At 64.2% G+C, this 10,837-nt stretch carries 11 protein-coding genes; 3 read left to right on the top strand and 8 right to left on the bottom strand.

Translation table 11 applies throughout. From position 1 onward, the window contains the following. Window positions 1-52 precede the first annotated feature (52 nt). Both CHB73_RS14285 and CHB73_RS14280 read left to right on the top strand, forming a co-directional pair. Window positions 53-649: an SIS domain-containing protein gene (locus CHB73_RS14285; protein WP_089275283.1), complete on the top strand. Its 597-nt coding sequence runs from the start codon at window positions 53-55 to the stop codon at window positions 647-649. Continuing rightward, the gene (locus CHB73_RS14280) at window positions 642-1,655 is read left to right on the top strand and encodes a lysylphosphatidylglycerol synthase transmembrane domain-containing protein (protein ID WP_179217067.1); all 1,014 of its coding nucleotides are present in this window, start codon (window positions 642-644) and stop codon (window positions 1,653-1,655) included. The genes CHB73_RS14285 and CHB73_RS14280 overlap by 8 nt, the downstream gene beginning before the upstream one ends. Window positions 1,656-1,661: 6 nt before the next feature. Here the strand turns inward: CHB73_RS14280 and CHB73_RS14275 are convergent, their stop codons facing one another. The 8 genes from CHB73_RS14275 to CHB73_RS16900 all read right to left on the bottom strand — a co-directional run bounded on the left by CHB73_RS14275 (window position 1,662) and on the right by CHB73_RS16900 (window position 9,829). Next, window positions 1,662-2,234: a hypothetical protein gene (locus tag CHB73_RS14275; protein ID WP_089275281.1), complete on the bottom strand. Its 573-nt coding sequence runs from the start codon at window positions 2,232-2,234 to the stop codon at window positions 1,662-1,664. After that, window positions 2,234-2,764, bottom strand: a complete 531-nt coding sequence (locus CHB73_RS14270; RefSeq protein ID WP_089275280.1) for a hypothetical protein — start codon at window positions 2,762-2,764, stop codon at window positions 2,234-2,236. Before CHB73_RS14270 ends, CHB73_RS14275 begins: the two co-directional genes overlap by 1 nt. Then, the gene (locus tag CHB73_RS14265; protein WP_089275279.1) at window positions 2,761-3,555 is read right to left on the bottom strand and encodes a glycosyltransferase family 2 protein; all 795 of its coding nucleotides are present in this window, start codon (window positions 3,553-3,555) and stop codon (window positions 2,761-2,763) included. Before CHB73_RS14265 ends, CHB73_RS14270 begins: the two co-directional genes overlap by 4 nt. A 4-nt stretch (window positions 3,556-3,559) precedes the next feature. After that, the gene (locus tag CHB73_RS14260) at window positions 3,560-4,603 is read right to left on the bottom strand and encodes an alpha-ketoacid dehydrogenase subunit beta (protein ID WP_089275278.1); all 1,044 of its coding nucleotides are present in this window, start codon (window positions 4,601-4,603) and stop codon (window positions 3,560-3,562) included. Window positions 4,604-4,606: 3 nt separating this feature from the next. Then, a complete protein-coding gene (locus CHB73_RS14255; RefSeq protein ID WP_218819432.1) occupies window positions 4,607-5,587 on the bottom strand; it encodes a thiamine pyrophosphate-dependent dehydrogenase E1 component subunit alpha in 981 nt (326 codons plus the stop codon). Window positions 5,588-5,596: 9 nt separating this feature from the next. After that, window positions 5,597-6,664 (bottom strand): radical SAM protein, encoded by a 1,068-nt coding sequence (locus CHB73_RS14250; protein WP_089275277.1) that lies wholly within the window; start codon window positions 6,662-6,664, stop codon window positions 5,597-5,599. A gap of 94 nt (window positions 6,665-6,758) precedes the next feature. Continuing rightward, window positions 6,759-8,315, bottom strand: a complete 1,557-nt coding sequence (locus CHB73_RS14245; protein WP_089275276.1) for a PfkB family carbohydrate kinase — start codon at window positions 8,313-8,315, stop codon at window positions 6,759-6,761. After that, a complete protein-coding gene (locus CHB73_RS16900) occupies window positions 8,315-9,829 on the bottom strand; it encodes an adenylyltransferase/cytidyltransferase family protein (RefSeq protein ID WP_179217066.1) in 1,515 nt (504 codons plus the stop codon). Before CHB73_RS16900 ends, CHB73_RS14245 begins: the two co-directional genes overlap by 1 nt. A 302-nt stretch (window positions 9,830-10,131) precedes the next feature. On the opposite strand from CHB73_RS16900, the gene CHB73_RS14235 reads away from it, so the two are divergent. Then, entirely contained in the window at window positions 10,132-10,836 is a 705-nt protein-coding gene (locus CHB73_RS14235; RefSeq protein WP_179216819.1) for a glycosyltransferase family 2 protein, read from the top strand. Window position 10,837: the final 1 nt, after the last annotated feature.

Below are 10,837 nucleotides of genomic sequence, written 5' to 3'. Positions count from 1 at the left end.
AGTCGTCGCACACTCGTATTGCGGCAAAGCCGCAGGCAACCACCATCAACGCATGGATGCAGGTCGAATGCACACAGTCAGCTGGGAACAATACGTTTGTGATCTCTCGGCCGTGATGCGCGCGCTATCGCTGCGCGATGCAAACGGCCAAGAGCTTGGCTCCGCAGGGTTGGACGCCTGGGTGGAGCGCACCGTGGACCTGGCGCATGGCGGCGGTTGTGTGTTTTTCGCTGGGAATGGGGCAAGTGCTTCCATGGCCAGTCATTTTTCCGCGGACATCGCAAAAAACGTCCGGATCCGCTCCATGGTGTTCACCGATGCCGCGCTCATCACCTGCGTCGGCAACGATCTGTCCTACGAAGACGTCTTTTCCGAGCCCCTTTCCTGGCAGATGCGCCAGGGCGACATGGTCGTGCTCGTAAGCAGTTCGGGAAATTCTCCGAATGTTGTCAAGGCGGCCAAGCGCGCCAGGGAACTGCGGGGCACCGTGGTCACGCTCTCGGCCATGAGCCCGGAGAACACGCTACGGAGCCTGGGCGACCTGAACATCTATGTGCCCGCGCAGTCTTACAGCCACGCGGAAACCAGCCACGCCGCCATCCTGCACCACTGGATCGACGCCGTGCAGCGGGCACGGTCACTTGGCTAAAGCCGCGCAAACGGCTGACGTCAGGGGCCTTGTCCGCCGCTACATCCCCCCGGCCCTGCTGCTTGCCGGGCTGATCGCCGCAGCCTGCGCGGTCATTGACCTGCGCCGCCTGGGTGAACTGCTGCTCGCGGCGCGGCCCTGGCCCCTGGTAGCCCTGCTGGCCTGCCACCTGGCAAACATTTTGGCGCACGTCTTGCGGCTGTATGTGCTCATGGACCGCGCCGTTCCCCTGCGCGCGCTCTACCACGCCAACAATGTTTGCAACATGGTCAACAGCCTGCTGCCCTTCCGCGCCGGCGAACTGGCCATGACCCTGCTTTTGTCCCGCCAGGTTCCGGGCGGCGGGGCGGAAGTCCTGTCCTGGCTCTTTGTCGACCGGCTCATCGGACTCATCGCCATCCTGCTCGTCTTCCTGGCCGCGCTGCCGGGATTCTCGCCCCACGGCGCCGCCGCCGTAAGTCTTGCGAACAGCTGGGTATACTACGTGGCGGCCTTCGGCGGCATTGTGTTGCTTATGCTTGTGGCGGTGCTCTTTGAGGAGCCCCTCATGTCGCTTGCGCGCAAGATCCTGGACCGCCTCCCCCTGGGCACGGAATCCACCCTGGCGCGGCTGCGCGCGGGCATCGGCGGGCTGAGGTCGCTGTTCCGGCTGCGCACTTCGCTCCCGGTCTTTCTGCTGGCGCTGTGCTGCTGGGGCTTCATCGTGGCCTTGAACTACTTCGGCATGCTCTCGGTGATCCCGGACCCGTCTCCCACGGCCGCAATCTTCGTCACCTTCCTGACCATCGTCGGCATTATGCTCGTGTCCACCCCTTCAGGCGTGGGCACTGTGCACGGGGCCACGGTGCTGGTCCTGTCCATGTTCGGCATCGGGGCGGAGCAGGCCCTTGCAGTGGGCATCCTCGCCCACGCACTGGTCACTGCGGCGAACATTGGCCTGGGGATGCTGAGCGCGCACAGCCTGCAGTTCAGCATCGGCCGGCTGCTGCGGCGCGAGCAGATGTAGAAGCGGCTAGCCGCGGCGTCGGCGCGAGAGCGGATCGCCGCAGCCAAGCAGCGCACGCCAAAAATCAAACAGCCGCGCCACCACCAGAAAAACCCCGCCAGTGGCATAATATCGGCCGTTTTCTTCACGAATCTGCCCCAACTCGACCAGCCGCACCAGGCGCACGGCCATGGCCTCGCCGGTTTCGGCATGGGCGTCCATGGCCCGGCGCTCGGCGTCGGCCTCGGCGTCCATTTCCGCTCCAGCCCCCAGATGCACCTTGACAAGGGCGTGGATGTGCAGGGAGTTCTCGCTCAAGGCAAAGCATTGGTAATAGAAGCAGCCCAGGACATTGTGCAGGCACAGGGCGAAGGCCATGCCAAGGGCCTGCTCCATGCCGCCTTCCATGCGGCAGACGGCCAGGAGCCAAGCCGCCGCCAGCACCGGGACGTTGGCCCAAAGGGCGCAAAACAACACCGTGCGCTGTGGCACGATCGGCCGTCCCAGGCGGCGGTAGACCCGGTGTACAGCGATGTTGATGGCGAACACCAACAACGGCGAGGCCAGCAGCACAAGAATCAGGGACAGGCGCGGATCCATCAGCCGCCCCCCAATTCGGGCAGGGCCAGCATCCTGCGGAAGGACACGAAGACCCTGGCGATGCGCGCGCCCTTGACCGTAGCCGCCAAACGCCCGTCACGGCGCTCAATCATGCCGGCCTTGAGCAGGTTCTCAATGCGCATCCCCACCATGTGCTCGGCCCCGAACAACGGCATGTCCAACTCGGCGGCGCGAAGGCCGCGGGTGCCGCTGGCGGCGATGGCCTTGGCGATTTCCGTGGTGGGACTGAAATGGATGACGCCCGGATAGGCGATGGCGTAAACCCCGCTCAACCCGCCGTGCAACACCCAGGCCCCAAAACACTGGATCAACAGCCCGGGGCCGAAAAGCGCACTGCCTGAGGCGGCCAGCCACAGCAGCCAGCACGCCAGACCAACCGTGGGCAGGACCACGAAGATCCCCAGCAGCCAAAGCGGATAGGCCTCTGGGATGCGCACGCGCCACACGGCGATATGCACCAGCTGGCACAGGGCGAACAGCCCCAGGCCGCCCAGGAGCATCCCGGTCATCGGTCCGGACCTTGCGGCTTTACGCCCTGCACAAGCACGCTGGCCGGCATTCCCGGAAACAGGATGCGGTTCACGGGCTGCGCGTACCGGCGCTTTTCGTCAAAGTGGATGGTCTTGACCAGGCGGGCGATGGCCAGACACACGCTGACCACGTTCTTGGGCTTGAGGGCCGTGGACCGCCCGCCCAGGCGCGGCCGAAGGTACATGGGCACCTCGATGAACGAGCGTCCGCTGCGCACAAGCCGCACCAAGAGCGTGGACTGGAAGGCGAAGCCGCTGGTGTTGATGGGCGTGGACATGAGCACGTCCCGGCGGTGGATCACCGGGCCGTTGTAGTACTGCAGCTCGCAGGTGAAAAGCATGTTCATGATCAGGGTGTAGAGCCGCGAAAACAAACGGCGCGAGTACGGCCGCACTTCCATGTTCATGGTGAAGGGCACGATGATGTCCGCGCTTCCCACCAGATCCAGAATGGCCGCGATGGAATGCCCCACGATCTCGTTGTCGCCGGGGATGATGCCCACGTAGTTCATGCGGGCCAGGCTCACGCCGCGCTTGTAGGATGCGCCGAAACCCATGTTGTGCGGGTTGTGCTCGGCCCGGATATGCCGGTTGGAAGCGGCCAATTCGTCGATGATCCGGCCCGTGGCGTCGGCGCTGCCGTCGTCAACGATGATCAACTCGAAGTCGTGAAAGCGGTCGCCGATGGCCCAGAGGATGTCCTCCACCGTGGCCCGGATGTTGGCCTCTTCGTTGTAGGCCGGTATCACAATGCTTAACGTCTTCTCCATCCGTCTAGGCCTTCATTGTCTCGCGCACGGCAGCCGCGATGTGGGTATGATCAGGATAATAGGCGGCCTCCAGCGGCGGACTGGCGGGCGTGGGGGCGTCCGGAAAGCACACCCGGCGCACGGGGGCCTTCAGCTTTCTCACCGCGCCGGATTCAGCCACGCTGGCGACGATTTCGGCCGCAACGCCGCCGCCGGGACAGGCCACGTCGGCCACCACCAGGCGTCCGGTGCGCTCCACGGACCCTCGGATGAGCTCGACATCCAGAGGCCGCACCGTGCGCGGGTCGATGACCTCCACGTCGATGCCCTCCTCGGCCAGGATGTTTGCGGCGCGTATGGCCGCCCACGCCATGTGCGACACGGCAACGATGGTGGCGTCGCGCCCCGTGCGGCGCACAACGCCCTGGCCCAGCGGCACCTCGTACATTTCCTCGGGAACGTAGCCCGTGTTGGCGTAAAGCCAGCGGTGCTCTATGGAAAGCACCGGGTTGCCATCGCGCACAGCCGCAATGAGCAGGCCCTTGGCATCATAGGGCGTGCTGGGCAGAACGACCTTGAGGCCCGGAATCTGTGCGAACAGGCCGTGCAGACCCTGGGAGTGTTGCGCAGCCGAACCCCAGCCCCGGCCGATGATGCTGCGCACCACAAGGGGGACATGGGATCTGCCTCCCGTCATGTAGCACCACTTGGCCGCGTGGTTCACCAGCTGGTCCATGCACATGGGCACGAAGTCCACGCGCATGTGAATGAAAATGGGCCGCATTCCGGCCAAAGCCGCGCCAATGGCGACTCCGGTCATGCCGTTTTCGGCCAGGGGGATATCCATGACGCGGCGCGGGCCGAAGCGCTCGGGCAGGCCCAGCACGGTGCCGAAGGCGCCGCTGGGTTCAAGCAGCCCTTCTCCCAGAAGAAACACGGACGGATCGGACTCCAGAAGCTGGGCGTGCGCCTCGTGCAGGGCCTCGCAGTAGGTCGCGGCGCGCAGCCCGGCCTGGCCCAGTTCGGTCAAGGCCTCGCCCTTGTCGAGAATGATTTTCGTCCAAGGCATGGCTTACGGCCTCTGGTGGTAAACGTGGGTGAGAAGGGAATCCGGGTCAGGGAAAGGCGCAACCCTGGCCTTGGCGATGTCTGCGTCCAGGCGGGCGTCGATTTCGGCCATGCGCGCGGCGTATTCCGCCTCGGCGACACGGCCCTCGGCAAACAGCCGTGAACGGTGCAATGCCAAGGGACAGCGCTCCATCCAGGCCTCCAGCTCGGCCAGGGGCCGCACCCCCCGGGCGCAGTCGCAGTCCGGTCCGACATGGCCCTTCCAGATGTACGTCTTGCAGTCCAGAAGCGTTGGGCCGTGGCCTGCGCGGGCGCGGGACACGGCTTCGGCCGCGGCGCTGAACACCGCCCGCGCATCGTTGCCGTCCAGCCCGACGCCGGGGATGCCGTATCCTGCCGCATGGCGCCACACGTCCTGATGGGGCTGGCGCAGGGCGATGGGAGAGCCCGCGGCATAGGCGTTGTTCTCGCACACGAACACCACGGGCAGCCGCTTCAACGCCGCGAAGTTCAGGCTCTCGTGGAACACGCCCTCCTCGGAAGCGCCATCACCAAAAAACACCACGGATACGCGATCTTCGCCGCGCAGGAAGCTGGCCAGGGCCGTGCCCACCGCCGTGGGGATGCCGCCGCCCACAATCGCCGAGGTGCCCAGGATACCGATATCCGGATCGGCCGGGTGCATGGAGCCGCCCTTGCCCCCGCAGCAGCCGTCGGCGCGGCCGTAGAATTCGGCATAGAGCCGATACGGGGCCATGCCCTTGGCGAGGCAGTGGCCATGGCCGCGGTGGGTGGTGGAGAGGTAGTCTTCCTGGCGCAGATGGGCGCAGACACCGGCGCACACCGCTTCCTGGCCGATGCACAGGTGCACCGGGGTCTTCATGTCCTGCGCGGCGTACACCTCGCAGATCTTCTCCTCGAAGCGGCGGATCAGCAGCAGCATCCACAGCAGGTCGAGGTCGGCTTGGGCGGGAATGGTCTGCACCGCTGTCCCCTAGATGAAATTGACGTGCGGCCCGGGGTGCTTGAGTTCCCACAGGTAGCGGTTGATCTCGTCCATGCGGCAGTTCACGCGGCAGCCGGAGCAGTCGAACTCGGCGTCGAACCACGCCAGGGACTTGCGCCGGGTCTCGCCGGACCAGATATCCGCAAAGCCCGTCTCGTTGATGTTGCCGTAGAGGAAGCGCTCCTCACCCAGGAACACGCTGCACCCCCACACCCCGCCGCGCGAGTCGACGTAGGACCAGAAGGGCAGGGCCTGGCACTTGCCATAGGGCCGCGACTTCTCGTCCCACTTGCGCATGGCGCTCTGGCGCACCACCACGTTGAAGCTGTCGGTGGACAGGGCGCGCAATTCCTCGGCGAATTGCTCGGCGTCCTGGTAGCTCACGTCCTTGTAGCGGTCGGTGACGCTTGACGGATGCTGCGAGTAGGGCTTGACCACCAGATAGTCCAGGCCGATGTCGCGGGCGGTCCGGGCCAGCGTCGGCAGGCTGGCGCGGTTCTCCGGCAGCAGCAGGCTCTGCACGCCAAGCGTGCAGGCGCTGCCCAGTTCGCGGCGCAGCTCCACGGCCCTGGCCATGTTCTTGACGGCAAGGTCGAAGTGCGCGGCCTTGGTGCGGTGCACGGCGGCATAGGTTTCGGCGTCGCCAGCGTTGCAGCTCACCTTGATCCAACTGGTCACCGGCAGGACGCTCCGGGCCGCATCCTCGGTCATGAGCGTGCCGTTGGTGGTGAGCGCCACGTCTATGCCGACGGCCTTGGTGTGCAGGACGATATCGACCATGTCCGGATGCAGAAAAGGCTCGCCCTCGCCCGCGTACATGACGCTTTTCAGGCCCATGGCGCTCATTTCCGCAAGCCGGTCCTTAAGCATGGCGGTGTCCAGGCGGTGGGGGCCGTAGCCCATGAAGTCCAGCCCGCAGAAAGTGCAGCGGTGGTTGCACGCGCCCGAGGGGCTGATTTCCATATAGATTGGGGCGATACACTCGCCGTCGGCCCAGGCGGCGACCCGCGCCGGATGGTAGTTGAGTTTGTGGCTGTCGATTTTGAACTTGTCCATGAGCGATAGTCCCTGCTTGCACCGGCGCTGGCGACCGGGAACGTCTGAATTACCCCCTGTCCAGCGGGGGGGATGGAAACAAAAGACCGGCCACTCAGGCCGCGCCGGAAGGCGTCGGGTCCTTCCGCTGCAAAATCACGGAAATGAACTGCAGCAGCTCGTGCTTCTCCACGGATTTCTTGTTGCAGACGATCTGCACGGCCAACGCTCCCACCACGTTGCCGATGAACTGGATCAGCTCCAGGGGCAGGCCGCAGGCAAAGCAGATGGCGGCGTAGGAAAACACCGCATCGCCCGCGCCGATGGTGTCCACCACGCGCGAGGAGAAAATGGGCGTGAAGCGCGGCGCGCCGCCCTGGGACATGCCAACGGAACCCTTCTTGCCGAGAGTGATGATGACTTCGCGGGCCGGCACCGCTGCGGCGAGGCTCTGGAGCACATCGGTGATGTCGCCGAAACGGTTCTGCATGGCCAACCGCGCTTCGGGTTCGTCCAGACAGATGAAGTGGGGGGCGCTGTACTTGGTGACCATGTTGAAGCCGGTGTTGGCCGCGTTGGTCTGGGTGTTCACGCACAGCAGCTTCGCGTGCTCCTCCAGCGTGCGGATGATGCGCGGGCTAATGAAGCCGTGGCCGAAGTCGGAAACCAGCACCACATCGTACTCGGGCAGCACCTCGACCAGATGCCGCACCACGGCGTCCTCGCAGTCGGCGTCGATGTCGCGCTCATTCAGGTAATTGACTTCAAAGACCTTCTGGTTGGAATGGATGTCCAGGTAGCGTTTCTTGATGATGGTCGGCCCATCGGCGCGGTGGAAAAAATCGGCCTGAATGTTCGACTTGAGGCTGGTGGACACGAACTCCTCGTCGGGGTCGTCCTGTCCGAGCACCGTGACCAGCCGCACATGGTCGCAGATGCAGGCCACGTGGTTGGCGATGGCGAACACCCCGCCGGCGAAGCGCTCGTGGGTCAGGTACTTGTTGACCACCAGGTTGGACTTGCCGGCCCGGCCCATGGCCGTGCAGTAGTGGTACTCGTCGATGATGCCATCGCCGATGATGAGGGTCCGCGCCCCGGACAGGGAATTCACCGCAGCGGCGATATCCTCGAAGCCGTGCCGTTCGGCCATGCGGTGCAGATACTGCTTGGTCTCGTCAGGATAACCGTCCCAGTTGTTGCTTATGTACTGGGTGGAGCTGAAGGACACGCCGCGCGTCTCGAAAATCTGGGTGCGGCCGAAGTAGAGGTGGCGCTCGGTCTCGAAAATTTTGTCGTGGATATGCTTGTCACGCTGCTTATGGTCGTGGCCCTTGGCGAAGAAGCTCGGATTGATTCGCTTGACGCATTCGAAGGGGATGTCCTCGGGCACGATGGCGACCATGTCCACCATCTCCAGCGAGGCCACGTTCTCAGCGCGCAGGCGGTCGGGGAACACGGGGCGGCCAGGTCCGCGCCGCACGTCGGCATCCTGGATCACCGTCACAACCAACACGTCGCCGATGCCCTTGGCCTCGTTGAGGTGGGAGATGATGCCAGGATGGATGAGGTCGAACACGCCGTGCGACTGCACCACAATACGTCCGGCCTTTTTGAGCTCCTCGACACGCTGGACCATCTCGTCCAGCCCGATGATCTTGTCGGCTACAGGCATCACTCTCCATGTCCGTTTTCCGGCGTGGCGCGGAAATAGGCGTTCAAAAGCCGGGTAGAGGAAAAAACGATTTCGTGCGTGAACGCCATCTCGATGCCAAGCTCGCGTGCTACGGCATATTCCTGCTGCAGCTTGCCGGTCCTGTCCTCAAGCTTTTCGAACTCCTGCCCCTTGACGTAAACGTCCGGACGCAGCAGGCGCAGCGTCTCCACGGCCGTGGGCCACTGGTTGACGGCCACAAGGTCCACGCACTCCAACGCGGCGATGCTCTCCGCGCGCAGACTCTCGGAGTATGCTGGCCGCCCAGGCCCCTTGTCCACAAAGCGGTCCGGGGAAAGCGTGACCACAAGGGCGTCGCCCATGCGCCGGGCGGCCTGGAAATACTTGATGTGCCCGGGATGCATCAGGTCAAAACAGCCGTGGCAATGCACCACCTTGAGCCCGTGCGCGCGCATCTGCGCCACGCGTTCGGCCAGAACGCGCACATCCAGCACCTTCGGATTCTCAAGAACGACGGCTCCAGGCTCGACGACCGGAGGCGCGGGTTCGCCTCGCTCCAGGGCGCGCAGTTCGGTCCACAGGGCCGGAACGGTGTCGGCATGGCGGCCGCGCACGTAATAGCCTTCGCCACCCTCGCGCACGGTTCGCGCGAGCATCGTCTTCCACGGCCGGAAATAATAGGCCGGGGTTGTTTTGAGCGGCTCGACGCGAGGGTTTTCTGGCAAGTCGTGGAGGTCGCACACCAGCGTGGTGAACCGCGTGATGCTGCGCCCGTCGGCATGTGCCGTGTTGCGGACCATGCTCAAGGCCTTGAGGTACACCTCCGGGGCCATGACGGCGGAACCGAAATTCATGAGCACTCCGCCCTCAAGTCCCTGAAGCTGCGCCGCAAAGGTCAAAAAATCATTGTAGGACATGGCCCCGGTGGCCGCAGCGTCAAAGTTCGGGTGCTCATGCACGATATCCTGGCCAATGGCCACATGGACTGTGGTTGCAACCCCAAGGCGGTAGGCCCATGCAAGCAGACTGTGCTCCTTGTGGGGGTAGTCGCCTTCGGCTATCGCCCGGCCGAGGGCCAAACCCATGCCCTCTCCGGGATTGGCGGCGTACGCCGCGTTCACCACGTCGTTGAGCTGTCCGGTCTCGCACCAGAGGCCGAACTGGCCGCTGGCGATGTACCGGGCCACGCTTTCCGTGGTGGCTCCGATAAGCGCGAACTCGAAGTCGTGGATGGCGCAGGCCCCGTTCATCGCGATACAAGAAATCAGGCCCCGTCGCATAAGGTCCACAAGATACGGCTGCACACCGGAACGGATGACGTGGCCGCCCATCATGAGGACGCGGGCCGCGCCATTCTCCCTGGCCTGGGCAAGCCTTGCGGCGATAGGCCGCATACGGTCTCGAATGGGGCTGGGCCCCACGGGGGACAGCTCCATGATCACCTCAAGGGTCAGATCATGGCGGCGCTCGTGGAGCGGAAGCAAGCGCAACTGGCTGCGGTCAAATCTACTCATGGCCCCGGAGCGCTCTCCTTGTCTTCCACATCATATTGAAACGATGATTTCCATAGGGGAACGCTTTTGCAACGTCAAGCGCCGCAGCCCTTGCCCCCAAAGCTGCGCGGCCAACACGGCCCCTGTCGCCCGCACGATGCCCCGGAAACGGGCCATGACGGCCGCCTCCTGACGCGGGGTGTTCGCCCCAGGGTTGCGCGCATAATGGGTCTCCCGAAGAAAAAGAGACTGGACAGGGGCAACACCGTCATATAATTTGCCACCGCCCTGAAAAAGCGCCAACCCCTTCTGGACGGAACACGATGAAGACAACGCTTCTGGTCATGACGCTTAATGAAATCGATGGCATGAAGGCCATCATGCCGCGCATCAAGCGCGAGTGGGTGGACCAGATCATCGTGGTCGATGGCGGCTCCACAGATGGCACCATTGAGTGGGCCAAGGAGCAGGGCTATCAGGTGTACGTGCAGAAGAAGCGCGGTTTTCGCCACGCCTACGAGGAAGTCATGCCGCTTATCGAAGGCGACGTGATCGTCACCTTCAGCCCGGACGGCAACTCCGTGGCCGAAATCCTGCCCGACCTCATCGCCAAGATGCGCGAAGGCTACGACATGGTCATCGCCTCACGCTACCTTGGCCCGGCCAAGAGCGCGGACGACGACATCGTCACCGGCTTCGGCAACTGGCTCTTCACCAAGACGGTCAACCTGCTGCACGGCGGCAAATACACCGATGTCATGGTCATCTACCGCGCCTATAAGAAACAGCTGGCCTACGACCTGGAGCTGATGGGCGATTCGGCTTTCGCCCTGCCGGAAAAACTCTTCGGCACCAAGATCAGCTGGGAGCCGCTGCTCTCCTGCCGGGCGGCCAAGCGCAAGCTCAAAATCGCGGAGATCCCCGGCGATGAGCCACCACGCATCGGCGGCGAGCGCAAGCTGCAGGTCCTGCGCTGGGGCGCCGCATACTACTTCCAGTTCCTGCGCGAAGTGGTGTGGTGGAAATAGG

This window comes from Humidesulfovibrio mexicanus (assembly GCF_900188225.1).
In the GTDB taxonomy this organism is placed as follows: domain Bacteria; phylum Desulfobacterota; class Desulfovibrionia; order Desulfovibrionales; family Desulfovibrionaceae; genus Humidesulfovibrio; species Humidesulfovibrio mexicanus.
This window is presented reverse-complemented; position numbering and strand designations above follow the sequence as displayed.

What these genes read in the sequence shown, in the direction of transcription:
- CHB73_RS14285 (WP_089275283.1), top strand. Translation starts at nt 53, where the DNA reads ATGGATGCAGGTCGAATGCACACAGTCAGCTGGGAACAATACGTTTGT.
- CHB73_RS14275 (WP_089275281.1), bottom strand. Translation starts at nt 2,234, where the DNA reads ATGGATCCGCGCCTGTCCCTGATTCTTGTGCTGCTGGCCTCGCCGTTG.
- CHB73_RS14270 (WP_089275280.1), bottom strand. Translation starts at nt 2,764, where the DNA reads ATGACCGGGATGCTCCTGGGCGGCCTGGGGCTGTTCGCCCTGTGCCAG.
- CHB73_RS14265 (WP_089275279.1), bottom strand. Translation starts at nt 3,555, where the DNA reads ATGGAGAAGACGTTAAGCATTGTGATACCGGCCTACAACGAAGAGGCC.
- CHB73_RS14260 (WP_089275278.1), bottom strand. Translation starts at nt 4,603, where the DNA reads ATGCCTTGGACGAAAATCATTCTCGACAAGGGCGAGGCCTTGACCGAA.
- CHB73_RS14250 (WP_089275277.1), bottom strand. Translation starts at nt 6,664, where the DNA reads ATGGACAAGTTCAAAATCGACAGCCACAAACTCAACTACCATCCGGCG.
- CHB73_RS14245 (WP_089275276.1), bottom strand. Translation starts at nt 8,315, where the DNA reads ATGCCTGTAGCCGACAAGATCATCGGGCTGGACGAGATGGTCCAGCGT.
- CHB73_RS16900 (WP_179217066.1), bottom strand. Translation starts at nt 9,829, where the DNA reads ATGAGTAGATTTGACCGCAGCCAGTTGCGCTTGCTTCCGCTCCACGAG.
- CHB73_RS14235 (WP_179216819.1), top strand. Translation starts at nt 10,132, where the DNA reads ATGAAGACAACGCTTCTGGTCATGACGCTTAATGAAATCGATGGCATG.